This is a genomic window from Bacillus proteolyticus (assembly GCF_001884065.1).
In the GTDB taxonomy this organism is placed as follows: Bacteria; Bacillota; Bacilli; order Bacillales; family Bacillaceae_G; genus Bacillus_A; species Bacillus_A proteolyticus.
In genome coordinates, this window is the sequence record NZ_MACH01000142.1 from 89,379 (window position 1) to 115,692 (window position 26,314).

Here is a 26,314-nt window from a genome sequence, read left to right on the forward strand (position 1 = left end):
ACTTACATTTTTTATTATTTGTAAGTTACAATCAAAAAATTCATCTTTCAAGTAGGTTATAAGATTAGCACATCTGCTTACAACTTACAATATTTTATTTTTGTAAGTTGTAAGCAATAAAACCACCGCTTTTGAAATACAAGCGGTGGTTTTATATTAATTACATAATAAACGATTCATTATCTCTTCAAGTAATATACCCGGCTTTACTACCTCATTTTCCGTACGCCATCCAATAAATCCATCTGGTCTTATTACTACCGCTCCCCCATTTTCTATCCCGTATAGTTTTCTAAAAAAGTTACCTTGATCGATGAAATCACCAGCTAAACCTACCTGATACACTTTTATCTTTACGCCTAATCTCGATGAAACAACATTTGCAGCTTCAGTCCAAGCACTAGACTCTCCTCCAGAAAGTAATACAAAGTTGCTACCAAATAGATCAAGTATAGAAACTTCTTTTCCTTCATAAGTTCCCCAAAAATGTGGCGCACGCGTTCCCGGGCGTCCGTTCAAATCAACTATATCCATTCTATGCGGTGTGTTACTTTCGTCTATAATTGCTTCTGAGCAATACTGATACCCAACAGTGACAGCTAAACTATCCAAATTACTCAAATTACCTTCCTCTCTGCCCGCAGCACGAAATAATATACTACTCGCGTGGTCCGTTGTTAATTTTGCAACAGGGTATCTTTCTTCATGATATGTTTCTAACAATTTTGGTTTTGCTGCCCCTTTTATAACAGCCGCTAATTTCCAAGCTAAATTATGCGCATCTTGTATTCCTGTATTTGAACCAAATCCTCCTGTTGGCGGCATAATATGCGCTGAGTCGCCAACTAAAAAAACGCGATTTTCTTGAAATTTTGTAGCTGTACTTTCAGTCGCTTCCCAAGGTAAAACACTTAATATTTCTGACTCTACATTTGTGCTTCCAATTGCTGTTTGAATAATTTGTTTACAGCGTTCTATAGTGAAATCCTCTGGTCGCTCTCCTTTTATTGGATCATAAGCTACATGATAGATCCATTTACTCACGTTATCGACCGGAATAAGTGCACCAAGAACCTCCGGATGAAGTACCATAGAAAAACCAAAGGCGTCTCCTTGTATAAATCCACTTAAATCAGCCTCAAAATAAATATTCATATAATAGCCACCGATTGTACCGCGACCTTCAGTTGTAATCCCTAAATGCTCACGTATTTTACTTTTGGCTCCATCTGCTGCAATTACATAGTCACAATGTATGACACTCTCTTTTTCTGTTTTTCGATCTCGAATCATTGCTATTACTCCGTTTTCATTTTGTTCAAAAGAAACTAATTCATGATAAAAAGATAGCTTTCCGCCTAATTTTTTCACGTATTGTAACATCATCTCTTCTAAAATAATTTGATAACACGCAGTTTGTTTTGATGGACTAATCTTTTCTATTTTTTGAAGTAACTCTTCATCGTTTCCGTATTGAGTCGCTCTCATTTGTTCCAATTCTTCTTTATTCACCTCAGCTATTGTATGAACTGCTATTCTTCCTCGGCAGTTCTCTAATGCTTTACCTGCCAATTTAATTCTTTGTTCCAAACCTAATTCTCGAAATAACTCCATCGTACGTAAAGTAAGACCGCCTGCTTTCGGATGAATGGCAGTAGACGGATGCCTTTCAATAAGTAAGTACTCAATGTTATGTTTTGCAAGAAATAACGCAGACGCTAACCCGGATAATCCCCCTCCAACAATTAAAACTGGTACATAATTCGATTTCATATATTTACCCTCCACATCATTGTTCTGAGCTCAGTGACATAAATATAATCAAAAAACCAACAAAAATATAGACTTATATTTCATTTTGAATTATCATATAGATAGATTACGCCCCAAAATTTCTTTTACCTTTTCATACATTTATAATCCACCTGAATTGTGTCTGTATGAAAGTGTAAAACAAAAGAACTTACTTTACGTTGAATCATGTTCTATCGTAAAAATCAAAAATAATACAAACATTATAAGCGGTCATAACCTTATGGATTATATAAGGTTGCGGCCGCTTATTTTATTGTTACATCATTTTTTGTTTTTAAAACTTCATCTATTGTGTTATGTAGTCCTTCCAATCCCTTTTCTATCTCCCTATAATTTTCAACAATAAAAAATTCATTCGTCTCGATTTTCTTTCTCAATATTGCAGCTCATACAACAATCATGTAGCATTACCGTATCGAAGTAATGGTCCATCATCTTAAACCTTTCGACTCATTACCAGGAGGTATAGTGATTAAAATGAATAAACAAGAACAATTAAATGTTATAAAAAAAAATTTTGTTGATTCTCAAAAAGTATTATTGGCAATTGGTGATGAAACACGTCAAGCTATTTTGTTAGTTCTCATGGAAACTGAATGTCAAACAGGATTACGTGTAGGAGAAATCACGCAACAAACACACCTTTCTCGACCAGCGGTATCACATCACCTTAGGCTTTTACGAGAAGCCGGTATTATTTTAATGCGAAAAGAAGGTACAAAAAACTTTTATTATATTGATATACGTACAAAATTAAGTTTATTAAAGAACCTTGTATTAGATATTGAAAAGCTATTGCACAACTTTTATTGAAATTTGGAGGTATAAGAAATGAAAGCGATGATAATTGATAAATACGGCAAAGTTCCAATGCGTATGGCAGAGGTACCTACTCCTGAAATAAGTGAGCATGAAGTGCTCGCAGAAATTCATGCAGCTAGTATTAACCCAATTGATTTTAAAATACGCGATGGCAAAGTAAAAATGTTACTGAAATATGAAATGCCCCTAATCCTTGGGAATGACTTTTCTGGTGTCATCGTAAAGGTTGGATCAAAAGTGACTCACTTTAAAGTCGGTGATGAAATATATGCACGTCCAAGAAAAAATAAGATTGGTACTTTCGCGGAATATATAGCCATTCATGAAGATGATATAGCCTTAAAACCGAAAAATTTAAGTTTTGAGGAAGCGGCGTCGATTCCTCTCGTTGGCTTAACATCCTATCAAGCTTTACATGACATTATGCAATTACAACAAGGACAAAAGATTTTGATTCACGCTGGATCTGGTGGAGTTGGTACTTTCGCAATTCAGTTAGCAAAAATAATGGGCGCTACCGTTACAACGACTGCTAGTGAGGCTGGTGCGAATTTAGTAAAGTCTCTTGGCGCAGATGAAATGATTAATTACAAAACAGAAAAATTTGAAGATATACTAACAAATTATGATGCGGTATTTGATACAATCGGTGGTACAACACTTGAAAAATCATTCAATATTATAAAAAGCGGAGGCAACATTGTTTCCGTTTCAGGGATGCCGAATGCTCGATTCGGTAAAGAATTCGGTTCAGGATTTTTCAAAACACTCTTATTTTCATTAGCAAGTAAAAAACTTACTGCACTTGAAAAAAAACATAATGCTCAATATTCATTTTTATTTATGAAACCAAGCGGAGATCAATTACGTACTATTGCAAATTATATTGAAGCTGGAAAAATCAAACCGGTAATCGATCGTGTTTTCCCTTTTGAAGATGCTCAAAAAGCAATGGAATATTCGGAGGCTGGAAGAGCAAAAGGAAAAATAATTGTAAAAATTAAATAATAATAAAAACTCATTTTTTTAAAATGGAGTTTTTATATTTGCTGTTAAATAGACATAGTGCAGTGAAGTCCTTACAATAGATTTCAAGGGGAAATATCATATTATACTTTTAGCTAACTTTACAAAGAATACATACGTACAAATACATAATAAAAAAAATAAACAAGGAGGAGATAAAATGACTAAAAATAATGAAGCTGGTTGGAATTTAGATAATAGTTATACGACTTTACCACAATCATTTTATACAGAAATCCCCCCTACTCCCGTAAGTTCACCGGAGTTAATTAAACTAAACCATTCATTAGCAATATCTCTTGGCTTTAATCCAGAAGAACTGAAGAAGGAAGCCGAAATTGCGATTTTTGCTGGTAACGCAACACCAGAAGGAGCTTATCCATTAGCTCAAGCATACGCTGGGCACCAATTTGGTCATTTCAACATGTTAGGAGATGGTCGTGCCCTCTTAATTGGAGAACAAATTACCCCTTCAGGTGAACGTTTTGATATTCAATTGAAAGGTTCTGGCCCTACTCCATATTCACGCCGAGGAGATGGTCGCGCTGCCCTTGGACCAATGCTACGTGAATATATTATTAGTGAAGCAATGTATGCACTTGATATTCCGACTACTCGTAGTTTAGCAGTCGTCACAACTGGTGAACCAACATATCGTGAAACAAAGTTACCTGGAGCAATTTTAACAAGGATAGCAAGCAGCCATATACGCGTCGGTACATTTCAATACGCTGCAGCTCGTGGCTCAAACGAGGACCTTAAATCACTAGCCGACTATACGATAAAAAGGCATTATCCAGAAATTGAAGCTCATGAAAACCGATATACTGCGCTACTTCAAGAAGTCATTAAACGACAAGCAAATCTCATCGCAAAATGGCAACTCGTCGGCTTCATTCACGGCGTAATGAACACTGACAACATAACAATTAGTGGCGAAACGATTGATTACGGTCCTTGTGCATTTATGGACAATTACGACCAAGGAACAGTATTTAGCTCTATTGATACACAAGGTCGCTACGCATATGGAAATCAGCCATATATGGCCGCATGGGACCTCGCGCGATTAGCTGAATCTTTAATGCCGATTCTACACGAAGACGAAGAAGCAGCCTTAAAAATTGCACAAGACGAAATTTCAAAATTCAGCGTGCAGTACGAAAACAATTGGTTCCTCGGTATGAAGAAGAAATTAGGACTATTTAACGAAGACGAACAAGACAAAGCACTTATTGAGAAACTTTTAAAAATGATGGAGAAATATAAAGCGGATTACACAAATACATTCCGTTCTTTAACTCTTAACACGTTAGAAAGTAGTCCTCTCTTTGGTAGCGATGAATTTAAAGAATGGTACAATCAATGGCAATCTCGATTAGAACGACAAGAAGAATCGAAAGAGAACGCCTATGAGATGATGAAAAATAATAACCCATCAATCATCCCAAGAAACCATCGCGTAGAAGAAGCACTAGAAGCTGCTGTTACAGGTGGAGATTATAGCGTAATGGAGAAACTTCTTGAAGCTTTATCAAACCCTTATGCATACTCTACAAATCAAGAAGAATACTGTGTTCCACCTGCACCGACGAATCGTCCTTATCGTACTTTTTGTGGGACTTGATTATGTAATACTTTTAGAAAGGTGTATTCTTATAATTATGTGCACCTTCCAGAATAACCTTATTACTTTTTCCGGCACTAACTTACATGCTAAAACTGAAGAAACAGTAAATCTCCTAGATTAAATATACGTGTGCCATGGAATTACACAAAATAAAAACCGTTTGCCACATCCTAATTTACGGTGTAGCAAACGGTTTTTATTTTTTTATATTATATGCTTTTTTTCAACCGCCAGTATGTCCTTCAGAGTACTTAATAACATCTACAGGCTTTACATTCTCTTTTGAAACTACAAAACCACCGAACGTGAAGGTTACAGCTGTTATGATTCCTAATAAACTAATAGTTACCTTTTTCATTTTAGTCCCTCCCTCTCTATAGCTTTTTTTCTTGATTGAGAACTTGAATAGAAATATTCACTTGCTTTAAGTGTATTTCCTTCTTCATAGTATTTTAAGGCTAAAGATTCTTCATATTTTTCTATATTCTCATATAGTTCTTCTCGATTGAAGTATTCAATTCCTTTTAAAACAATATTTTCAAACTCATTCGCAGCTAAATTGTCATTCATAGACTTTAAGATCATTAGGCGATGATAAAATTCTTCATTTTTCAACTCACCACAAATTGTTAACGCTTTTTCAATAAGTGTATTTGCAGTTTCTTTATTTTTCAATTTAAAATGTTCTCTTGCTTCAATGAATAGAGCTTTATAATTATTTGGAGATTTTTCATTTACTTCACTAATATATCGAATAGCTAGTTCAGATAAATTTTGACTGCCGTATAAAAACGCTAAATTGTGACGGCTATAGAGGCTAGCGTGTTCTTCCCCTAGTCTTTTAAATACATCTAATGCCGAGATTAAGTATTCTTCCGCTAACTCATACTCTTTTAAGTGAATACACGTTAATCCATAAAGATTGTCACAATACCCTATATTTAATTCAAAATCACGATGTTTAGCATAGATTTCTTTAGCCATCGAAACTTGTTTTAATGCCAAGACATATTGCTGTTTATGACAACTGAAAGTAGACAGTTTGAAATAGAATTCTGCGTGTTCTAATTCATCTGGAAGTTGAAGCAATTTCTTTTCCGCTTCTTCATATAGTTCTTTAGCCGAAATATAGTTTCCAGTTATAGTGGAATGCATCGCTTTAAAAAAATAATAATAATATGATAATAAACTATCAGATGGTTTACCAAGTGCTTCTATTTTATTAAAACTATCTTTACTAATACTTAAGCTATCTATTAGATACTGGTATCTAAACTCTAATAGAGCGTAATATAACTGTACATTTGGATCATTATCAATACCTTGGATTTGCTTATCAATTTCTTTTTTCAAATTTCTTGATTCTGTTATATTTCTTTTGCGAATTTCATGATATAAATCGCTTAACATGTGTATGATTCTTTCATTTCCTTTTATTTGAACGTTCATATCATAGCCCCCTTTGTTTACTTAGTTTCATTCTCATATTACCATAATTAACTTTCTTTTCTGACTTTATAATATTGAGAAACTTTTAAAGGAACAAATACCAATAAGATTATTATTAAATGGAGCACTCTATCTTTGAACTCAAGTTATGATACCAAAAGGATAGAAGTAAGTTTTTACCACCACTTATATTTTGCTGTTATCCTTTAATCTCCTTAACTTCACTGACTTTATGAACGCTAATAAGCACTTTGCAGAATAAATTCTTTCATTCGTTCATCTTCACATTAATTATTATAAAACTCATCTCTCATCAACTCCGCAATCCCCCTACTCCCCTCACTACCAACTTTCTCAAGTTCCTCCACAACTAAATTCCGTCTCTCTACCGAATGATTTTGACTTAACTTCGCTTTTCCTTCTATTTTATTTATCTTTATTTTGAATCCAACTATCCCCTTACTTAATCCTCCCATATAATTCGGGTCTACATCATTAAGTGAATAGGTACTCTGTGGATCTTCATATGCATGTACTAAATCTTGAAGAGAGTCTATTAATTCCTTTTCATCCTCAACAATTTCTAATTCACCATATACATGCACTGCAACATAATTCCATGTTGGTACTGCATTGTTTGTTTCATACCATGACGGTGATATGTAACTATGCGGTCCTTGAAATATAGCTAGTGCTTGCTGTTTCCCACCATCTTTCCACTGTTCATTCGGACGTGCAAAGTGACCATATAATGTAAAGGTTTCTCTATTCAGTAACAACGGCAAATGCGTTGCATATGGTTCCCCGTTATGTTGAGAAAATAACGTCGCAAAGCTATTTTGTTCAATTATTTCGTACTTCATCTCTTCATCTTGTATTGTAAAATATTTTGGTATGTACATAATCTCCCTCTTTTCCGATCTTTTATTTCTCATTATATTTAGGAATCGTATCATTCAACAGAGCCAGTTTATATTTGTTTTATAATGACAGCTTTCTATTCCAAAAGAATAGGCGGTATGTACTTCATGCCGCCTTAGTGCATTTTTTCTAATATATTTGTAATGAATGCAGTCTTACCCTTGCTATAGCTGGCTCGATTTTCCGACTCTCTTGCTAACTTTTCCTTTAAGCGCCCATATTCAATAGCAACATCGGCATATTCACGAAGGTAATCCCGAAACACTACATGTCTCCTCAACTCTTCACTATTCTTATCACACACATATAGATGATGTTCCATCCAAACTGTACTTTTCCCGCTCCATGGAACGAAAGCATCCTTTCGTCCAAACGCCTCTCTCCCTTTGAAGCTCCATTCTTCTTGATGATAGTATCCTACCGTTTCAAGCTTTTTTACTACTCCAGGAAAAATTTCGTAATCTTCTATTACTATATCAATATCTAATATTGGTTTAGACGAAAGCCCTTTAACAGCTGTGCTCCCAACATGTTCAATGGACAAAACAAGTTCTTCCATTGCATTGTTAATGAGAGATTGTAGTTTATAAAATTCACTTTCCCATTTGATGTTATATTCTTCGATAGTAATTCTCTGCTTCAATGTATCCCTCTTCTCAAAATATATATAAAAACAATTTATAACCTCTGAATGTGAGTATCTTTAAAATCCGTCTCATATTTCAATCCATATCCAAACATTCGATCCATTCCGATATGTGCTGTCCATATTAACCCTATCATAATAACGATGTCTACCTTAAAAAAGACACCTATTAGAACAATTAATATGGATATGATATATGTGTGAAATAAATTATAAATTTTAGCACCAACATGGTTATTTATCCCATACGCTACCATTGATAAATCCGGTGCTAAAAGGAACACCAAAAATATAATCCAACTAAATTCATATATTGAATACGTATAAATCGTGGCTAAGAATACCACTAGTCCTTCAAAATGTACAATACGTTTTTGCATTCTTCTTCATTCCTCTAATTCAAATGATAGGTTTCTCTCTTATTTTTCAATATTTACCGATAAATTCTTATCACTGAAAGTATCCTTTGCATTTTTTGACCAAACGGTTGCTAATATCGGTCCTGCAATGTTATGCCATACTGCCGCTAATACACTTGGGAGTGCAGCAGCTGGTCCAAAATGTGCTGTCGCCAGTGCAACACCTAAGCCTGAATTTTGCATTCCTACTTCAATTGAAATGGCTCTTCTAGTTCCTTCATCTAGCCCAAGTACAAACGCTGTTATATACCCGAGTAAAAAACCGAATGCATTATGGAGCATAACTGCTACAAAGATAAGAAGGCCTGAAGAAGTAATACTACCTACATTTGCTGAAACAACTGCAGAAACAATAATTATAATTGCTATAACTGATATTAAAGGAATAACTGGCATCCCTTTATTAACGGTATTAGGGCAAAACTTCTTCACTACTAGTCCTAAAATAATAGGCACAATAATGACTTGTACTATAGAAAGAAACATAGACATAGGATTTACTGGCATCCATTGCCCCGCAAGTAATAATAAAATGAGAGGTGTAGCAATTGGTGCTAATAAAGTTGATAATGAAGTCATTGCAATAGACAACGCTAAGTTCCCTTTCGCTAAGTACACCATAACATTTGATGCAGTGCCACCCGGTACTGAACCGAGTAACACTAATCCAGCTGCTAATTCCGCTGGTAGATTCATAACGTAGGCTAGTACGTATGCGACAAGTGGCATAATAATAAACTGAGCACATACACCGATAATAACTGGCAATGGTTTTGTAGCAATGATTTTGAAATCAACAGCCTTTAATGTTAATCCCATCCCAAACATTACCACTCCAAGTAAAATCGTTATGTAACTATTTAACCCAAGAAATGGCGCGGGAATGAAATATGCAATAGCTGCAATACAAATAACCCACAACGCAAAATATTTTCCAGCTATATTACTTATCGCTTCTAGTACTTTCACCCAATCATCCCCTATCCTTTAATTGAAACACCTTATTCGGATTCAAAATATTTTGCGGATCAAGAGCTTTCTTTATTTTCTCCATTACTAAAAGCGCGGTCCCATGTTCTTCTTCTTGATACTTCCGCTTCCCTATTCCAACGCCATGCTCTCCTGTACACGTTCCGCCACGTTTAAGAGCATACAGTACAATATTTTCGTTTATTTCGTCCCCTTTTTTCACTTCATCTTTATCGTTCGGATCAATCATTAATAGCACGTGGAAATTCCCGTCTCCTACATGGCCAAGAATACCACCAACAAGACCAACTTTATCTAAAGTCTCTTTCGCATGCTGTATTGCACCAGCTAATTCTGAAATTGGTACACAAACATCCGTACTCATTAGTTTTTTACCAGGATAACTATGAACGTAAGAGTAAGCTAAATTATGTCTTGCATCCCATAATTTATTTCTCGCCGCAGTTTCAGTTTCAAAAGCAACTTCTTTACATTTATGATCAAAAACAATTTCCTTCGTAAACTCGATATCTTGCGTTAATCCCGCTTCATTTCCGTGAAATTCTAAAAACAGTGTTGGTTCTTCTCTATAATTTGTTTCATTATAATGATTTACTTGTTTCATAGATAGTTCATCAACGAGCTCTATTCTCGCAATTGGAATACCAGCTTGCAATATGTTAATAACAGCTTCAACTGCATCACTTATAGCCGGAAACGATGCTCTCGCAGCCATAACATGTTCTGGTATGCCGTATACTTTTAATGTTAGCTCTGTAAAGCATCCAAGCGTACCCTCTGATCCTACGAAAATTCCATTTAAATGATAACCTGATGATGACTTCGCCGCTAGATTTCCAGTATGTATCACTTGTCCATCAGCAAGTACCACCTCTAAATCACGAACTTGATCACGCATAACTCCATATCTCACCGCTGTCGTTCCGCTTGCATTCGTAGCAGCCATTCCACCTAACGTTGCATCTGCACCTGGATCTACACTAAAAAACAGACCGTACTTTTTCAATTCTTTATTGAGCTGAGAGCGTGTCACTCCCGGTTGTACCTTCACTAGAAAATCTTTCTCTCTTATTTCAAGTATTTTGTTCATTAATGAAAAATCAACTGTAATCCCCTTTTCATAAGGAATTATATGACCTTCTAAACTAGAACCTACTCCAAATGGAATGACAGGTTTTTTATGCTCACTCGCTACTTTCATTATTGCTCTAACCTCTTCCGTCGTTTTTGGAAAAACAACTACATCAGGTAAACTACTAGTATGGTAAGATTCATCTTTACTATGTAACTCTCTTACTGTCTTATTAACCACTACTTGATCTTCAGGAAGTACATCCTTTAATTCATTTACTAAACGCTCAATTGTTATTTCCATTACGTACTCTCCTTTTATATTATTTACTCTACATTAATTATACCATTTTTATACAAAATAATCAGAATAGTAAGTTTACCTTGTTTACACATAAAAAAAGAACTTGCAGCACACGCTACAAGTTCTTCTTAACTACATTTTAGATGATTTCTTTATTAACAGCATAAACCAAATTAATGTGAATGCCATCAGAGAATGAGAGAACCCTACAATATAAGTTAACCCTTTAAAGTCCGCTCCATTTAGTTGAAGAAGACCTCTCGCTGCCAGCGAACCTAACATTAATGTTAACGCAATATTATGTAAAATAAACCAGTTATTAAATCCTTTCACTTCATGAAACGCGAATACTTTTGCTAATCCTAAAGCAATTAAAAAGAAGAAAAAGCCAAGCACTAGCGTGTGTGTATGCAAAAGATTTAATAGTGTAGATCCTAGAATCCCTTTAAATTTTCCATACTCTCTAGCGAATATTCCTGATAGTAAACCAATAATTAAATACGTAAACGATGCATTATATAATTTCTTCATTATGTACCTCCTTAAGTAGAATGTGTAGTGCGTCATATTTAGTAATAATGATAGTTATATAGTAAAAACCCCTAGTTTCCTAGGAGTCATTGTATAAGCATCTCACTCTTTACAGTCAATCCTAATTATAAAATATCCTTTTATACAAAACAACCGAACTTTATGTGAACAAGCAGGGCTCTATTAAAATATGTTGCGCTTTTGTGTTACACAATCCATACTAATTATTATAACTTTTAAAGGGGGTGCAATAGATTGATAGTTCTTGAAACTGAACGACTCACTCTTCGTTGGTTCAATATACAAGATGCTCCGTTCATTCTCGAGTTAGTAAACGATCCTGCATGGATTCAGTTTATCGGTGATAAAAGGGTTAAAAACTTAGAAGATGCAAAAAATTACATCTTAAACGGACCTATCGATATGTATAATAAAATGGGCTTTGGTCTTTACTTAGTTGAACGAAAAGGAGATCTCACTCCACTTGGTATGTGCGGCCTTATTAAAAGGGATTCATTAGAAGATGTTGATATCGGCTTTGCCTTTTTAGAAAAATTCCGTTCAAAAGGATACGGCTATGAATCAGCTGCTGCGGTAATCGAATACGGTGTACATAAGCTAGGTATGAAACGAATTGTAGCAATTACTTCTATAGATAATGCTGCTTCAGGCAATCTGTTAGAAAAAGTAGGATTGCGATTCGAAAAAATAATTTCAGACTCAGGAGAAGATTTAAAATTATTTGGGTATAACGCGTAATAAAAAGGTCGCCATTCATGGCGACCTTTTTGCTATTTCACTTCTACCGTATAATTCCCTGATCCCCCACCATATTGATATACATGTAAATAATACTTACCTGGATGCGCATTGTAGCTACCCTCTAATTTACTTCCTTGCGTCTTAGCATACGTAACATAATTATTTAAATCAGCTTCTGAATAAAGAACCCAGTTTACTCCAATATTATTTTCCTTCGTTACGTTAATTTGAAGGTTTTTTGCAGTTTCCACATTTATTTCAAAGTAATCACTCGTATCACCGTTCCCTAAACTAGCACGTAAAACTTGATTTAATTGCAGTTTATTTGCTGTCTGGAATGAATTGTTTGATTCTTTTTCTACACTGTTATCTTCTTTCTTTTGAACCGTTACATTCGTTGTAACAGTATTAGTTAATCCTTTATCATCTGTTACTGTTAATTTCGCTGTATACGTTCCTTCTTTTGTATAAACGTGCGTTGGGTTTTGTTCATTACTTACAGTACCATCGCCAAACTCCCATTTATAAGAAACAATTTTCCCATCTTCATCTTTTGATCCATCGCTTTTAAACGAGATTGCTTCATTCACATTTCCGCTATACGGACCATTTATTACCGCAACTGGTGCTTTATTCACTGCACCTTCTTCTGTATTAATGCCGTGGAACACAACATCATATTCAAACTGGCCTGATGCATTCACACGGTAATTCACAAAGTACGCAGTTACTGTTTTATAACCTGTCCATTCTTTCGCACTTAAACGTTTTAACGTATCATTAACGTTTTGCGTAATTGTTTTCCAGTCTTCATTTTCTCCTTTTGCAGCTGTTCCTGTATATGTTCCTTGTAGTGTAAATGTATTAAAGAACTGAGACTTATTTTTCTTTACCGATACATTACTTAATTTTGCTTCTGCTGTAATTTCTGCTGCAATATCCGAAACTGGTTTCGGTGCGTGAGTTGCTAAATAATCGTCTGATACTAACGGAACGTTATATTTATCACGATTATCAACTAACATTTGCATATAGTCTTGATATTCTTTATTTAAATTCGCATCTTTACTTAAAGCAGAGCGATAAGCATCATATGCTGTTACATCATTTTTTCTAATAAGATCATGAATTTTATCAAACATATCATATCTCTTGTTGTACATATAAGATTGTAAAGCAAAGGAATAGTTATAAAAATCCCAAGTTCCATACTGTGCATTTAACGTCCGTTCTGCTGGATAACGTTCTGCTGGATTTGAAGATAGTCCTCCTATAATGCTCTTTCTTGGAACGACGTTGTCCGTTCTCGTTGCACCTGCAAAAAACTCAGCATTCCCTTCTTCAAACCAAGATAACCTCTCATTCTCATACAGCTTACCTTGTCCCCAAAGTCCTGGCACTTCATATCTACCTTGTAAGTAATGCGTGAACTCATGGCGGAACAATTCCTCTAAGCTATAAATACTTTCTTGTGGCGTACGTTCATAAGTAAAGAACGTACCTGTTCCTTCTATATAAAGACCACCGTTATTTGTTTCATATCCGTACAATTGACGGTTAAATTGATATTCATCTGGGCTATTATAAATAACCATCGTTAATACATCATCAGGATTTCCTTTTTCTAAGGGCTGGTCACTTTCAACGGTACGATGGAATTGTGCCTTCACTTCTTTTGCTGCCCAATATAGGCGTTTTACTTTTTCCTCAGTCACTTTATCTCCAGCTTTTAAAACAATTGCACCATCATCAAACGTATACGTTTTCGGTAAATATTTTTTCTTACCATCTTCTCGTATTTGATCTAAATTAACCGTATTTCCATTTGCATCTTTTCCGCCATAATTCGTCGTAATTTGCTCAGCTGCTACGAAATATTGCTCACCTAAATAAGGATAGATTTTCATCGCATCTGTTACAACTTGTAATCCTTTTGTCCCTGTACTATGGAATGTGCCGAGTCTACCTGTATAATAAATACCATTATTAATAAGCCATCCGTTTTTCTCTGTAATCGTTCCCATTAACGCGAATCTACTTAACTCATTAATATAACTATCTATTCTCTGATACCATACTGTATCTTTCGGTGCTTTTCTCGTATCGTACAAATACGATTGAATATCGTAATCAACACCTTGCATAATATCGTAAATCGCATTTCCAGCTGAAAGATTATCTACCAATGTAGAAAAATTATCATTATACTGCTTAAAAATCTTTGCAGCCGATGTTACCGTTTCCACATCACTCGAAGCATTTCCTATTAATTTTCCGTATGATGATACAACTCTATTTTGTTCCAATGTACCGAGCTTGAAATTTGGATTGTTCGCAATCGTTTTTAACGCCGGCAAGCACTTGTCATGATAGCTCCGCTCATTAAGTTTACTTAATTCTGCATTATAAAAACCTAAATAAAATCCAGAGCGCAATACCTCTACTAGTGTCTCAATTCCTTTTGAATCATCCTTCATATAAGCTTGTCCTTGCTGCTTCAATTTATCAATAATCGCCTGCATCCTACTATCATTTTGATAGAATGCAAGGCTGTCCTTATTAAACTGAAATAGCCCCGTAATTTGCTCCCAATCGATTGTTACAAGTAAATCTACTAATTGTTGATTGCTTAATTGATTTAATTCAGCAATTGTATAAGTTTTCGCTACAGCTAATTGCTTACTTTCCTTTTTTACTTCAGGCGGTCTTTGCGATAAATCAGCAAATTGTAGCCTTTTCTCAAAAGACTTGCTTTCTAATACTTTCGATGAATGAGCTAATTCTTCCACTGGCAGTTGTACACCAACCGGCTCCATTTTTAGCACATTTCGATATGAAACTTGCTCTCCCTTAGTATCTTCCGCCAATATGCTTCCTTGAAAACTCCCTAACATTAAACTAGCAAAACTTACCCCTACTAAAACTTTTTTTGAATAGCCTTTTATGCTCTCCCCTACCTTACATATTTTAGTGTCCCACACCATTATTTTACTATTCTGGCTATTTATTCTGTATTGAGAAAAAAGAAGGGAACGTTCACACATGTATCCATTCAAAGTGAAATTAACACTTGACTTCACATGTGATTTATGTAAAAAAAGGATAGATAATAGCGAAATTCCTGCTACATCTATCCTATATTTCAACACTATGATTTTAACTTTATAAACGTGATTTCCGGTAATGTTTGCATATACTGAATGAATGCATTCTTTTCTTCAGGTGATATACTTTTCAGCTGCATTCCTACCTTATAAACCACACCTGTATCTTGCTGTAAAGCTTCAACTTCATATGAAATTATTGGAATACCTTGTACTTGTAGCGTCTCTAATATTTGTTGCACCGCTTCATGTTTATTCATACAAATTTGGACTGTAATATTTTGCGAAAATAAAAATCGCAACTTAAAAATACGACTTACAATCTCTAAACCAATTAAAACAAGAATCGTAGCTCCAATCCCTACTACATACATACCCGCTCCAATTGCTAGCCCAATTCCTGCTGTAGCCCATAAACCAGCCGCTGTCGTTAACCCTTTCACTGCCTGCTTTTGAATAATAATTGTACCTGCACCTAAAAACCCCACTCCACTAACAACTTGCGCTGCAATACGACTTGGATCAAGAGACATATGATCTTCAAATATAATATCTGAAAAGGCATATTTTGAAACAACCATTATTAAAGCACTCCCTACCGCTACGAGGAAATGAGTCTTTAATCCCGCTTCTTTTGATCGAATTTCCCTTTCAATACCAATCATCGCTCCTAATAAACCAGCAACACCGATTCGCATAATAAAATCAATATGTAAGCTCACGAACACTTCCCCCTTTCATTCATTATAGATAGATGCAACAAAAATTATCACACACATCCATTTATCGATATAAAATCATTCCATTAAAATTCACTTAATATCCCGATATATTTATGTTAATATTTTAAATATTAACATAAATAAAAACATCCTACTTTTCATACGAAAACCTTTAAATTTCAAAGCACAACTCATTTTCATTTGAAAACAGAATGTGGATTGCATGAAATGAAGTTGAGAAAATAAGAAAACGCTTTCATTTTATGCCGCAATTTTTGTGAAATAATACATAAAATAAAAGGAGCTTACTAACAATGAACGTCTCTTTACTTACACCTACTACCGATTTACAAGAAGAATACTTAGATTTCTATAACGAATGGAAAGATAGCGGTGAAACGATGATTCCGTGGGTTATCTCAAAAGATCCTGCCAACTTCCCAGCTATGATTCAAGAACTACTCGATGCCCATAATGGAATAAATATCCCTGAAACTTGGGTACCGGATTCTACATATTGGCTCGTTACAGCTGAAAATAGAATTGTAGGAGCTGTTAATATACGTCATAGTTTAACTGATCATTTGTTTAATGCTGGAGGCCATATCGGTTATGGCATTCGTCCTTCTGAAAGAAGAAAAGGCTATGCTACGAAGTTACTAGCATTATCATTAGAAAAAACGAAGGAATTAAACATCACGAAAGCACTTGTCGTTTGCGACGAAGTGAATACGGCTTCAGAAAAAACGATTTTACATAACGGCGGTCTTCGTGATGAAGATTTCACTGAAGAAGATGGTAATGTTGTAAGAAGGTTTTGGATTGAACTATGAATAAATCATCCAACGAAAACACTCTTTTTATAAAGAAATATAAAGCAAGCAATGAATTAGAAGTAAAACAACTTATTGCTTTATACAATGAAGAATCTAATCTACTTCACTTATTACGAAATAATAAAGTAAAATGTGCGTATGTTGCCTACTATAACAAAGATGTAGTAGGCATTTTTATCGCCTGGAGCAGTAACTTCCATCCATACTGCACATACTTTCGAATATACACGAACCCTCTCTGCTCAAAACTACAAATTAAAAAACATTTATTAACTGAGGTTCAAAAACGAGAAAAATTCACTCTACCATTGCAGACTTCCATATGGGAAACTTTAGCTCAGCTAAAAGCCTTTTATGAAGAAAATAATTTTATTGAAATCCGAAGAACATATATGCCGATATTAGACTTACAAAAAATAGTTCTTACCAATACAGTTCTTACTTCAAATTATCGTTTACAAACTATATCAAATATTTTATCCGATAATAGTTTACTTAAAAAACTAGCTCACTTAGTAAAAGCAAATTACGAGCATACTCACTTAGTAAATCCTGTTGCCTCATTCCCTCTCGAAACTTGGCAAGAAATGATTTTGGCTGATGATGTACTACTAGATGGGAGCTTTCTCATTATAGATGAAGAGAATCAAATTATTGCGTACTCTTTCCTCCATACATCAGAAAAGGATAATACGTTAGAATTAGGATGGTGTGGGACTCACACTACAGAAGATTTACCATTACTGAAACTGCTCGTTTTCGAACAAACTACATATGCAAATAAACACAGCTATTCTTTCATACAAGGTGAATTCGATTCAACGAGTATATATGCAATGGAAATATTAAAATCCTTTCCTTTTAATCCTTGCCCTACTTGGATTACGTATCAAAAAGAAACCAGAAAGTGATTACACACTTTCTGGTTTCTTTTATACTGCTTCTATTTCAAACTGTACTGTAACACCACTTGGATCCACTACCGTAAATCCATTTGAAGTTTCATTTAGTTCATGTTGTTTTTCTATTAATCTTTCTTTCACTTCATCTAACGCTTCTTTATGAGGCAGTACAATCGTATACACTTTTAGTCCCGTTGCATATGCTGGTGGATGTGGATTATTTACCCCGTTCCACGTATTTGCACCAATATGATGATGATAGCCTCCTGCCGAAATAAATAAGCAATCATCTTCACGCTGTTGTACTTCAAAACCTACTGTATCTACATAAAACTCATGTGCCTTCTCAACATCAGCTATTCGTAAATGTACGTGCCCAACCACCGTTTCGGCTGGTAGGCCATCAAACTCATAATCAACGAGCACTGCTAGTTCTTTTAAATCAAGTGGCGTACTTCCTCCTGGCCCTTCTCCCCACTGATCTCGCGGTCGGTCTGCATATATTTCGATACCATTACCCTCTAAGTCTTGTAAATAAAACGCCTCACTATACGTATGATCACTTGCGCTATTAAACCTTGAAATTGGTAAAATTTCATTTGAATATGTATAACGCCCTTCTTGCTCAGCTGGACTATCAATTACGTTCTTATTACGAAGCACACCAAATAATGCCGAAGCAAAAGCCTCACGAGTCGGAACCAAAAAGGCAACATGATATATACCAGTCGTACGTGGTTCTTGCAGTACCCCATCCTCCAACTTTTCAAGAACAAGCAGCGTATTCTTACCACCCTTTCCAGATAAATATGCTTTATTCCCCTCTTGTTTAATTACTTCTAATCCTACTACATTCTCATAAAAAGCAATTTGACGCCCTAAATCTTTAACTTTAAATTCCACATGACCAATATATGTTTTCGAATGAATTTGTACCATGAATAGCTTCCTCTCCAGTTCCCTTTAGTTTTTTATGTAAGTTGATAGGCAATAGGCCCATTCAACGAATACACCTTAATTTTGTTTTTTTGTAGCATCAATTTTTAGCCATTTTTTCGATATATCGCTTAATGTTCCATCTTGTTCTAATTCTTTTAACGCTTTATTTATATCTTCTAACTTTTCACTCTTTTTTGCAAATGGAAATGCAATCTCTCCCCATTCAAGTGGACCAAATCCTACTTTCACATTATCTAGTTTCGCCTTTGTTATTGTTGTTTCTACTTGAACTTTATCATTATAATAAGCATCGACGCGTCCAAATCCTACTTCATTCAATTCCGCTGTCGGATCCTCTGAGTATGTTTTAATCGTAAAAGCATTATTTTTATTTAAAGCTTTTAACTCTTGCTCTCCTGCCGTACCAAGTCCAACACCTACAGTCTTCCCTTTCAGATCCTCTATCGATTTAATTGTATTATTATCTTTCTTCACTGCGAAAACAGATCCTGAATACACATACGGGATTGAAAAATCATATTTCTTTTTTCTTTCCGGAGAAACGGATAGTTCATTTGCAATCGTATCAATACGACCAGAATCTAATAAACCAAATAATCCTTCAAAATCAGAAACATTCCATTCTACTTTATATCCAGCTTTTTTAGCAGCTGCTTCAATAATTTCAGCATCAAAACCTTTTACTTTCTCACCCTCTTTAAAAATAAATGGACTACGACCTGCAGAAGTCCCAACTTTCACTACTTTTTCATTCGTTTTTTCACTTGATACGTTTGAACCACATGCAGACAAAGCTCCAACTGATAATGTTAATGCTATCGTTAGTAATAATGACGATTTCCTCATAACTCTTCCTCCTAAATAACGAAATGATTTCCTTCTTCAGATGCATTTAATTGTCGTAAAAACTTTTTCGTACGTTCATTTTGTGGGTTTCTAAAAATCTCTTTTGGCGTTCCCTGCTCTACGATAATTCCATCTGCCATAAATATAATGCGATCCGCCACCTCTTTTGCAAAATTCATTTCATGCGTAACAATAACCATCGTTATATGCTGTCTTGCCAAGTCTTTAATAACTTGCAGTACCTCATTAACTAATTCTGGATCAAGCGCAGAAGTCGGTTCATCAAACAATAATACAACGGGATTTAAAGCCATTGCTCTAGCAATCCCTACCCTTTGCTGTTGCCCCCCTGATAACATCGTTGGATAAAAATCTTCTTTATCAGCTAATCCTACTTGTTTTAATATTTCTCTCGCTATTCTCTTTGCCTCTTCTTCACTTTTTTTCTGTACAACCGTTAATGGCGTTGTAATATTTTGCAGTGCTGTTTTATTTTTGAATAAATTATAGTTTTGAAAAACCATAGCTGTTTTTTGCCGTAATTGTATTATTTCTTTTTTATAAATTTTCTTCGCATGAATCTCTAAATCTTCAATTCTAATACTTCCATCATTCGGTTGTTCTAATAAATTCAAACATCTCAATAGGGTCGATTTCCCTGAACCAGAAGGTCCAATAATTACTACCACTTCCCCTTTTTTCACAGTAAGTGAAATTCCCTTTAACACTTCATTAAGTTTGTAGGATTTATACAAATCACTTATCTCAATCACATACTTCACCTCATTTCTGTTATAAATACGGCGCATCAAGTTTCTTTTCTAATTTTTTCTGCCCCCAGCTAATTGCAATTGTAATAATCCAATACACAATCGCTACCGCTAAATAACTTTCCATATAACGATACGATTGAGCAGCTAACATTTTCGCTTGTGCTAAAATTTCAGCCACCCCAAGCGCAAAAGATAACGAAGATTCTTTTAACAATCCAACAAAATTATTTCCAAGTGACGGCACTGCTACACGAATAGCCTGCGGAAAGATAATTTGCCGCATGGCTTGTGCTTTTGTCATCCCTACTGATAAACAAGCATCCATTTGCCCTGATTCAACAGCATTTAATGAACCTCGAATTATCTCTGACAAATAAGCAGCATTATTTAAACTGAGACCAATTAAGGTTGCTTGCATAGCTGTAAGTACTGTAAAAGCCGGAAATATTTGTGGCAATCCGAAATACAACACAAACAATTGAACTAATAACGGTGTTCCTCTAAAGAAAGAGATATACACCCTTGCAATTGGATATAAAAATTTCGGTTTGTTTTTTGTTATGATTGCCAAGCCAATCCCTATAAAGAAAGAAATAATCATGGAAACAACAGTAATCCCTAAAGTTATGTATACATACTTAAATAATTGCGGAAAACTTTCTAAAAAATACGTTACATCAAATTTCATTCTATCCCCCCTCTCTAAACAAAAAGCTCTTCTTATACATATAAGAAGAGTTGAATGTTAATCCATTTCCCCCCATCTTCCAAACGCATCATTCGTTTGCTGGAATTAGCACAGTACTTTTGTAGCCTGTTGCTGAGATTTCATCGGGCCAATCCCTCCATCTCTCTTGATAAGAAAACTAATAAATTTTTCCATTTATTAAGTTGTTATTATGAAGAATACAGCTGAATTAAAACAATGTCAATAGGAAAACTAAGAATTAAACCCAGTCTTTTTTTCGTACATACGAACAATACGCCATCAAAATTACTCTTCTTAATAAATTGCACACAAAAAGCCGGTACTTCTAACAAACTTAGAAATACCAGCTTCCAATCTTTTACTCTTATAGCTTATGATATTTATCTCATTTTATGTACTTCAGCAACTAGCTTTCCACCTTGTATGCCCATATACAACTTAACAGGAGCATCATTCGTGTTTTCAAATACTAAGTCTAAATATGGATACGCAATTGTAGCATCTCTTCCTTGTGGTACATAACCTACTGTTTTAGAATGTGTAGTTCTCTCTACCATTTTCAAACCAGCTTGATCTGCCGCATTGAATAAAGTAGATGATGTTTGACAAACACCACCACCATATCCATCTACTAATTTACCATCTACAATTTCTTTTCCTAATTGGTACCCTTTATCTGGTGTTGTATCTCCAATTAGTGCATTAAAAGAGAAACGGTCTCCTTTTGCTAAAACAACTCCACTTACGCTCTGAGCAGATAAACGAATATTTTCAATTCGACCACCTGTTGAACCACCTAAATTCGTTTCATATCTACCAATTACAGTACCACTGCCTTGCGCATCACTTAATGTTGCAGTAGGTTTTTTCTCCACAATTGGTAACTGATAAGTAGAATCCCACATACCTACATTTAATAATTTGTCTACTAACTCTTTTTCCATTAATTCATACGAAGGTTTTCCTTCTTGCCATGATCCATCAGGCGCTATACGCGAAGGGACCATCTTTTTATCGACGCTTTTCCCAACTTCACCAGCAACCTTCGTTACCGATTTTTTGAATTTCGCTTCATCTTCAAAATAGCCTAAACTCGATAAATCTAGTTTCTTCACTTCAGTACCAGTACGACCATCCACTAAGCTAATTGAATCCTGTACATCAGCCTTAGCCTCTACAACGTTCCCACCAATATCACTCACTAATGCAACATCACTTACTTTTGCGCCACAACCACTTACTATAGCTACGCATAGCACCCCTACTAATATACCCTTTATTTTTCGGAACAATATACTCTCTCCTTTTCCCCAACATCATTTCTTATGTATTATTTCATTTTTATGTATGTTTTGTTACAATCATTTTACAATATATTTAGAAAATGTTACAAGTTATTTTTTACTCTATCTAAATTACTCTTTTCTTTTGTAAATGTCTATACATATTAATATAAATTTTCGAGTTTGATAAGATTGTAACTTTTATGTAACCTATCCCTATCCAGTATATACCATTTAACGCATGAAATACAATTGTAAAACTCTTTCATTTCACCTCTTTATTCACCTACATGCTTCATAAAACGTAATGCTGATTTCTCATATATGATCATTATTAAACAACTGAAACCAAATTTTTATAGATCAAAACAATCAATCCCTTCAGCGCATCTAGGTATTTGCCGTGCCACTACTCCGCTTCTGCACATACATTATGGTGAATTTAACCTAATTATAAAGAAATGGAGGATGTGTTTATGTATCCCTACAATCCTTATGATCCATATAACCAATATGGTTACCAACCTCAGTATGATTTAGAGACACAATACCAACAATATATAGATCAATCAGAACAAGTTAATCCATATGATCAAAATCGCCAATTTCAACTTCCAATCTCTTTCCCTGGTACTGGAAACCGTCAACTAGAACGACGAGTAAATGAGCTTGAGCAAAGAGTACGTCAACTAGAAAACACAGTTGAGCGTCATACGCGTAGATTAAACCGCTTAAATCAGCGTTTACGTACAGTAGAAAATAGACTAAACATTCCATTTTCAGCATTAGAAGACGGCTTTTAATTTCGAAAATAACAAATATATAAGGAAGGGGCTCCCCCTTCCTTATATAAATTGACGAAAGTTTTTTCCATCTCTATACTGATAAGAGTTAATGAAATGAAACAAGGTGATAAATATGGATTTTGAAATAAATTTTCTTTCCTTTTATGTAGTACAAGTAGAAGGAAAAGGTGAAGCAGTTGATAAACGCTATAAACATTTTCAAACATTAGACGCTGAAGAGTATGAAGATAGCTCTTTAAAAGAATTTTTGAATGGTGAATTATTAAAAATTTCAAAGCGAAAAGTAGAACGTCACGCAAAAACAGAACAAGCCCCAACCAAAATTGGTCGCTTTATTGTAGAAGAAGGACATGAACTTGATTCAAACCCTCATTACAACCTTTTTAATCGTATTCGCTTTGCAGAAACAAAAGAAAACTTCAAAGATATGAGCGAACCTCTCGTTTATACATATCTTGACACAAGCGCTGTACGTGGTGGTGTATTTTTAATCGCTCAAGCAAAACTACGCAAATACTTTGATGATCCATTCGTTTTCGTTATGAAATGTGACTTTGAACCGAAAGTTGCTTCTATTTCAGATGAATCAACACTGATTCGTAACGTTGAAATGGCCATCACAACAAAAAACATGAAATCTATCCAATATCCGTACATGCCTGAGGAAGGCATGGTCGAAGTAGGCGAACTAAAAATACACCAAGCATCACACGCCCGTTACTTTGAAGACTTCTTAAAATTCGTCGAATACGAACGCTCTATGCCTGAAATTATGAAAACACAAGTAATGGACATGGTATACGACCAAATTGAAGATGTATTTGAAGAAGGTACTGAAGAACGCGAACAATTCGACCAAGCGATGGAAGTATGGGCCGCCAGTCCGAAACGCGAAATTATGGAACAATTTTCAACCGAAGAAGTAATGGAAGCTACCGCTCAAATCGTCGAGCATGCTCCTGAAGTAGAATTAAAGTTAAAAGCAGATCATATCTCTGTGAAGGCGTTGCTTGCTGATTTCGGAGACTTAATACATATTGCAAAGGTAAACGACCGCTATGTATTAATGATTGAGGCTGACACACTTACGTTTGAAAAAGGCTTCTCTCCGATTGAGTTTCTGAAGCCGGATGAGTTGCAAGACGTAATTGAGCGGATTGAGAATAAGCAGCAGTATTCTTATGATCCGAACGGGAGTGAATAAATGCTTCCATGTACTAAACGTTATTTACATAAACAAACTATTTAGTATCTTTTTGTTTTACAGCATTACATGCTCGCTATTTGGAACATAGTTGCCATTTATATTAAAAACCGATTCTACTAAGAATCGGTTTCTCTGCTTTATAACAAAATATGCTTATTTTTAAATTTTTTTGTAGGGTCAAGTAGATCCCTTCCTTGCTCTACAAGCGTATTTCCATTACAGATATTTGCTTCAATATTTCTAGTTGACCAAGGTCCTTCTATAAGTTTTTGGTGTCCTTTTAGTCACTATGTATGTTGGTAAAATTAAAATTTCACTTCACTACCTCAAATTTATTGTACTCGTAAAAAGATAATTGAAAACGATATTTTGGATGCTCTCTCACCCAATCGTAGGCTTCTTCTAAAATATCCATTATATTTTGCGCGTCATTAAGTTCACTACATTCATTCTTTTTCTGTTTGCATAGAGGGCAGAACCCACTCACTATCTCGGCATTCATCGCACGAATAGTTTTACTTTCTAGGTCAACTACTAGACGAAGAATAAGAGAATGTTCCGCTTTTGTAGTCACCATCATTTCAGCAATCCCATCCTCATTCCAAAAGACTCCGTTTAATTCCATCTGTACGTTGACGTCTTTAATATCCAAGTCTACCACTATCACACCTCCCTTGTATAAAAATCTTATCTTACTCTTATATTTTAATCGTTAATACCCCACGGTTAAAATATTAAAGATCGCTTCCATTTAACTGTCCACTCTTTCATTTCTATGAGTTCTTATTTTATTAATACATTTTACAATTCTTACTACGCCTTTATTTTCAAAGCAATTATAACAACAAATTAATTTCTATTTAATATGAAGACTTTATCCACCGTCAAAGCGATAAAATTAAATTTATGTAGTTAGAAATGGAGGAGGATCTCATTTAACCTCTGTATTCTCCTCCATCTCAGCCAAATACCTAAGTTGCCGCTCTGCCTTTCTCACTGCAGTAGGAAAGTGTTTTTTTAGAAGTTCTACTGCAGATTCACTTATATAATATCTTTCCGTTATACTTTCCCACGTGTCACTACTTTCAAATACACTCCATACAAAAGGACGCTCTGCACTTTTTTTCATTTCTTTAAATGCCCATTTTCGCATCTTTTTTTTCGCTTTTTCTGTTAGTTTTCCGTTCTTTACAAGTTCAAGCTCACCATGTCTCTTGTATCGCTTATTAATATCTCTCTCACTATATGCTTTAAGAAATATATTCGCTGTATTCTCAGCATCTGCGAAAGCACGATGTTGCCTACCTTCCCACGTTAAATCAAGCTGCTCCACTGCAAATTGTAAACTTGGTGTATGCTCAAATAATTCTTCATACGCCTGGAAAACAAATTTTTGCACATCAAATCTGCTCTCTTTTTCCATACATGGGCATTCTACACCATGTAATGTACAATCGTGAGATAGAAAACGATAATCTTCTTTTCCCCATGAAATAAATATAGAATCTTCTCCGATAAACTTAATAAATTTCTCTATAATTTGAGGGAACTTTTCTACACCAATTAAATCTTTCTTTGTAATTCCAGTTAATTTTGTTGTATGACGAGTTAATGGGGCACTTGGTTTTACTAACTCTGAAAATTCTCCAATAATCTTCATTGTACTCACATCTATTTTTACAGCTCCAATATCAACTATTTCTGACGGATCTTCCGATTTATACGGCCTAAAATTCCTTTCAATATCAAACACAATAAAATGTGTAGCGTTTTTCAATTT

At 35.0% G+C, this 26,314-nt stretch carries 26 protein-coding genes and 1 riboswitch; of the genes, 8 read left to right on the forward strand and 18 right to left on the reverse strand.

All coding sequences use genetic code 11. The annotated features are described in order from the left end of the window. Positions 1 to 156: 156 nt before the first annotated feature. Positions 157 to 1,773, reverse strand: a complete 1,617-nt coding sequence (locus tag BAQ49_RS25740; protein ID WP_071747598.1) for an FAD-dependent oxidoreductase — start codon at positions 1,771 to 1,773, stop codon at positions 157 to 159. A gap of 510 nt (positions 1,774 to 2,283) precedes the next feature. On the opposite strand from BAQ49_RS25740, the gene BAQ49_RS25745 reads away from it, so the two are divergent. The 3 genes from BAQ49_RS25745 to BAQ49_RS25755 all read left to right on the forward strand — a co-directional run bounded on the left by BAQ49_RS25745 (position 2,284) and on the right by BAQ49_RS25755 (position 5,290). Continuing rightward, positions 2,284 to 2,628, forward strand: a complete 345-nt coding sequence (locus tag BAQ49_RS25745; RefSeq protein WP_071747599.1) for an ArsR/SmtB family transcription factor — start codon at positions 2,284 to 2,286, stop codon at positions 2,626 to 2,628. Positions 2,629 to 2,646: 18 nt separating this feature from the next. After that, positions 2,647 to 3,645, forward strand: coding sequence for an NADP-dependent oxidoreductase (locus BAQ49_RS25750; RefSeq protein WP_071747600.1), 999 nt, complete (start codon positions 2,647 to 2,649; stop codon positions 3,643 to 3,645). A 178-nt stretch (positions 3,646 to 3,823) separates the two neighbouring features. Beyond that, positions 3,824 to 5,290 (forward strand): protein adenylyltransferase SelO, encoded by a 1,467-nt coding sequence (locus BAQ49_RS25755; RefSeq protein ID WP_071747601.1) that lies wholly within the window; start codon positions 3,824 to 3,826, stop codon positions 5,288 to 5,290. A 226-nt stretch (positions 5,291 to 5,516) separates the two neighbouring features. Here the strand turns inward: BAQ49_RS25755 and BAQ49_RS33990 are convergent, their stop codons facing one another. The 8 genes from BAQ49_RS33990 to BAQ49_RS25790 all read right to left on the reverse strand — a co-directional run bounded on the left by BAQ49_RS33990 (position 5,517) and on the right by BAQ49_RS25790 (position 11,624). After that, positions 5,517 to 5,651 carry a hypothetical protein gene (locus BAQ49_RS33990; protein WP_255444199.1) on the reverse strand — a complete coding sequence of 45 codons (135 nt, stop codon included), beginning with the start codon at positions 5,649 to 5,651 and terminating at the stop codon, positions 5,517 to 5,519. Next, a complete protein-coding gene (locus BAQ49_RS25760) occupies positions 5,648 to 6,742 on the reverse strand; it encodes a response regulator aspartate phosphatase (RefSeq protein ID WP_071747602.1) in 1,095 nt (364 codons plus the stop codon). Before BAQ49_RS25760 ends, BAQ49_RS33990 begins: the two co-directional genes overlap by 4 nt. Before the next feature lie 287 nt (positions 6,743 to 7,029). Beyond that, complete coding sequence (locus tag BAQ49_RS25765) at positions 7,030 to 7,644, reverse strand: FMN-binding negative transcriptional regulator (RefSeq protein WP_071747603.1); 615 nt, start codon at positions 7,642 to 7,644, stop codon at positions 7,030 to 7,032. Positions 7,645 to 7,778: 134 nt separating this feature from the next. After that, complete coding sequence (locus BAQ49_RS25770; protein ID WP_071747604.1) at positions 7,779 to 8,306, reverse strand: GrpB family protein; 528 nt, start codon at positions 8,304 to 8,306, stop codon at positions 7,779 to 7,781. Between the two features lie 35 nt (positions 8,307 to 8,341). Continuing rightward, positions 8,342 to 8,689 carry a DUF4260 domain-containing protein gene (locus BAQ49_RS25775; RefSeq protein ID WP_071747605.1) on the reverse strand — a complete coding sequence of 116 codons (348 nt, stop codon included), beginning with the start codon at positions 8,687 to 8,689 and terminating at the stop codon, positions 8,342 to 8,344. Between the two features lie 39 nt (positions 8,690 to 8,728). Further along, a complete protein-coding gene (locus BAQ49_RS25780; RefSeq protein WP_071747606.1) occupies positions 8,729 to 9,697 on the reverse strand; it encodes a bile acid:sodium symporter family protein in 969 nt (322 codons plus the stop codon). A 4-nt stretch (positions 9,698 to 9,701) separates the two neighbouring features. Next, positions 9,702 to 11,093 carry an FAD-binding oxidoreductase gene (locus tag BAQ49_RS25785; protein WP_071747607.1) on the reverse strand — a complete coding sequence of 464 codons (1,392 nt, stop codon included), beginning with the start codon at positions 11,091 to 11,093 and terminating at the stop codon, positions 9,702 to 9,704. A 132-nt stretch (positions 11,094 to 11,225) separates the two neighbouring features. Next, positions 11,226 to 11,624: a DUF2871 family protein gene (locus BAQ49_RS25790; RefSeq protein ID WP_071747608.1), complete on the reverse strand. Its 399-nt coding sequence runs from the start codon at positions 11,622 to 11,624 to the stop codon at positions 11,226 to 11,228. A 255-nt stretch (positions 11,625 to 11,879) separates the two neighbouring features. On the opposite strand from BAQ49_RS25790, the gene BAQ49_RS25795 reads away from it, so the two are divergent. Beyond that, a complete protein-coding gene (locus BAQ49_RS25795; protein WP_071747609.1) occupies positions 11,880 to 12,383 on the forward strand; it encodes a GNAT family N-acetyltransferase in 504 nt (167 codons plus the stop codon). 32 nt (positions 12,384 to 12,415) lie between these two features. Here BAQ49_RS25795 and colA read toward each other — a convergent pair whose 3' ends face one another. Together colA and BAQ49_RS25805 are read right to left on the reverse strand one after the other, a co-directional pair. Continuing rightward, entirely contained in the window at positions 12,416 to 15,331 is a 2,916-nt protein-coding gene (colA, locus tag BAQ49_RS25800; protein WP_071747732.1) for a collagenase ColA, read from the reverse strand. Between the two features lie 203 nt (positions 15,332 to 15,534). Continuing rightward, positions 15,535 to 16,212 carry an MgtC/SapB family protein gene (locus tag BAQ49_RS25805; RefSeq protein ID WP_071747610.1) on the reverse strand — a complete coding sequence of 226 codons (678 nt, stop codon included), beginning with the start codon at positions 16,210 to 16,212 and terminating at the stop codon, positions 15,535 to 15,537. Positions 16,213 to 16,526: 314 nt separating this feature from the next. Between BAQ49_RS25805 and BAQ49_RS25810 the strand changes: the two genes are divergently transcribed. Together BAQ49_RS25810 and BAQ49_RS25815 are read left to right on the forward strand one after the other, a co-directional pair. Then, positions 16,527 to 17,045 (forward strand): GNAT family N-acetyltransferase, encoded by a 519-nt coding sequence (locus BAQ49_RS25810; protein WP_071747611.1) that lies wholly within the window; start codon positions 16,527 to 16,529, stop codon positions 17,043 to 17,045. Further along, the gene (locus BAQ49_RS25815) at positions 17,042 to 17,959 is read left to right on the forward strand and encodes a GNAT family acetyltransferase (RefSeq protein ID WP_071747612.1); all 918 of its coding nucleotides are present in this window, start codon (positions 17,042 to 17,044) and stop codon (positions 17,957 to 17,959) included. Before BAQ49_RS25810 ends, BAQ49_RS25815 begins: the two co-directional genes overlap by 4 nt. Before the next feature lie 21 nt (positions 17,960 to 17,980). Here the strand turns inward: BAQ49_RS25815 and BAQ49_RS25820 are convergent, their stop codons facing one another. The 5 genes from BAQ49_RS25820 to BAQ49_RS25840 all read right to left on the reverse strand — a co-directional run bounded on the left by BAQ49_RS25820 (position 17,981) and on the right by BAQ49_RS25840 (position 22,530). Continuing rightward, entirely contained in the window at positions 17,981 to 18,889 is a 909-nt protein-coding gene (locus BAQ49_RS25820) for a VOC family protein (RefSeq protein WP_071747613.1), read from the reverse strand. Between the two features lie 75 nt (positions 18,890 to 18,964). After that, on the reverse strand, positions 18,965 to 19,756 hold the full coding sequence (locus tag BAQ49_RS25825; protein ID WP_071747614.1) for an amino acid ABC transporter substrate-binding protein: 792 nt from the start codon (positions 19,754 to 19,756) through the stop codon (positions 18,965 to 18,967). An 11-nt stretch (positions 19,757 to 19,767) separates the two neighbouring features. Further along, positions 19,768 to 20,529, reverse strand: coding sequence for an amino acid ABC transporter ATP-binding protein (locus BAQ49_RS25830; RefSeq protein WP_071747733.1), 762 nt, complete (start codon positions 20,527 to 20,529; stop codon positions 19,768 to 19,770). Positions 20,530 to 20,548: 19 nt separating this feature from the next. Continuing rightward, a complete protein-coding gene (locus BAQ49_RS25835) occupies positions 20,549 to 21,217 on the reverse strand; it encodes an amino acid ABC transporter permease (RefSeq protein ID WP_071747615.1) in 669 nt (222 codons plus the stop codon). Between the two features lie 69 nt (positions 21,218 to 21,286). After that, positions 21,287 to 21,393: riboswitch (SAM riboswitch) on the reverse strand. Between the two features lie 225 nt (positions 21,394 to 21,618). After that, positions 21,619 to 22,530 (reverse strand): VanW family protein, encoded by a 912-nt coding sequence (locus tag BAQ49_RS25840; RefSeq protein ID WP_071747616.1) that lies wholly within the window; start codon positions 22,528 to 22,530, stop codon positions 21,619 to 21,621. Positions 22,531 to 22,997: 467 nt separating this feature from the next. Here BAQ49_RS25840 and BAQ49_RS25845 point away from each other — a divergent pair, with 467 nt between their 5' ends. Together BAQ49_RS25845 and BAQ49_RS25850 are read left to right on the forward strand one after the other, a co-directional pair. Then, on the forward strand, positions 22,998 to 23,324 hold the full coding sequence (locus BAQ49_RS25845) for a hypothetical protein (protein WP_071747617.1): 327 nt from the start codon (positions 22,998 to 23,000) through the stop codon (positions 23,322 to 23,324). Between the two features lie 115 nt (positions 23,325 to 23,439). Further along, complete coding sequence (locus BAQ49_RS25850; protein ID WP_071747618.1) at positions 23,440 to 24,531, forward strand: DUF3900 domain-containing protein; 1,092 nt, start codon at positions 23,440 to 23,442, stop codon at positions 24,529 to 24,531. Between the two features lie 316 nt (positions 24,532 to 24,847). Here BAQ49_RS25850 and BAQ49_RS25855 read toward each other — a convergent pair whose 3' ends face one another. Then, positions 24,848 to 25,195, reverse strand: coding sequence for a hypothetical protein (locus tag BAQ49_RS25855; protein WP_071747619.1), 348 nt, complete (start codon positions 25,193 to 25,195; stop codon positions 24,848 to 24,850). Positions 25,196 to 25,465: 270 nt separating this feature from the next. Further along, positions 25,466 to 26,311 carry an exonuclease gene (locus tag BAQ49_RS25860; protein WP_071747620.1) on the reverse strand — a complete coding sequence of 282 codons (846 nt, stop codon included), beginning with the start codon at positions 26,309 to 26,311 and terminating at the stop codon, positions 25,466 to 25,468. Positions 26,312 to 26,314 lie beyond the last annotated feature (3 nt).

Bases quoted from the DNA above. Each gene is read 5' to 3' on its own strand.
- BAQ49_RS25835 (WP_071747615.1), bottom strand. From the start codon at position 21,217: ATGAAATTTGATGTAACGTATTTTTTAGAAAGTTTTCCGCAATTATTT.
- BAQ49_RS25790 (WP_071747608.1), bottom strand. From the start codon at position 11,624: ATGAAGAAATTATATAATGCATCGTTTACGTATTTAATTATTGGTTTA.
- BAQ49_RS25750 (WP_071747600.1), top strand. From the start codon at position 2,647: ATGAAAGCGATGATAATTGATAAATACGGCAAAGTTCCAATGCGTATG.
- BAQ49_RS25815 (WP_071747612.1), top strand. From the start codon at position 17,042: ATGAATAAATCATCCAACGAAAACACTCTTTTTATAAAGAAATATAAA.
- BAQ49_RS25760 (WP_071747602.1), bottom strand. From the start codon at position 6,742: ATGAACGTTCAAATAAAAGGAAATGAAAGAATCATACACATGTTAAGC.
- BAQ49_RS25850 (WP_071747618.1), top strand. From the start codon at position 23,440: ATGGATTTTGAAATAAATTTTCTTTCCTTTTATGTAGTACAAGTAGAA.
- BAQ49_RS33990 (WP_255444199.1), bottom strand. From the start codon at position 5,651: ATGAAAAAGGTAACTATTAGTTTATTAGGAATCATAACAGCTGTAACC.
- BAQ49_RS25740 (WP_071747598.1), bottom strand. From the start codon at position 1,773: ATGAAATCGAATTATGTACCAGTTTTAATTGTTGGAGGGGGATTATCC.
- BAQ49_RS25820 (WP_071747613.1), bottom strand. From the start codon at position 18,889: ATGGTACAAATTCATTCGAAAACATATATTGGTCATGTGGAATTTAAA.
- BAQ49_RS25765 (WP_071747603.1), bottom strand. From the start codon at position 7,644: ATGTACATACCAAAATATTTTACAATACAAGATGAAGAGATGAAGTAC.
- BAQ49_RS25775 (WP_071747605.1), bottom strand. From the start codon at position 8,689: ATGCAAAAACGTATTGTACATTTTGAAGGACTAGTGGTATTCTTAGCC.
- BAQ49_RS25825 (WP_071747614.1), bottom strand. From the start codon at position 19,756: ATGAGGAAATCGTCATTATTACTAACGATAGCATTAACATTATCAGTT.
- BAQ49_RS25785 (WP_071747607.1), bottom strand. From the start codon at position 11,093: ATGGAAATAACAATTGAGCGTTTAGTAAATGAATTAAAGGATGTACTT.
- BAQ49_RS25755 (WP_071747601.1), top strand. From the start codon at position 3,824: ATGACTAAAAATAATGAAGCTGGTTGGAATTTAGATAATAGTTATACG.
- BAQ49_RS25845 (WP_071747617.1), top strand. From the start codon at position 22,998: ATGTATCCCTACAATCCTTATGATCCATATAACCAATATGGTTACCAA.
- BAQ49_RS25810 (WP_071747611.1), top strand. From the start codon at position 16,527: ATGAACGTCTCTTTACTTACACCTACTACCGATTTACAAGAAGAATAC.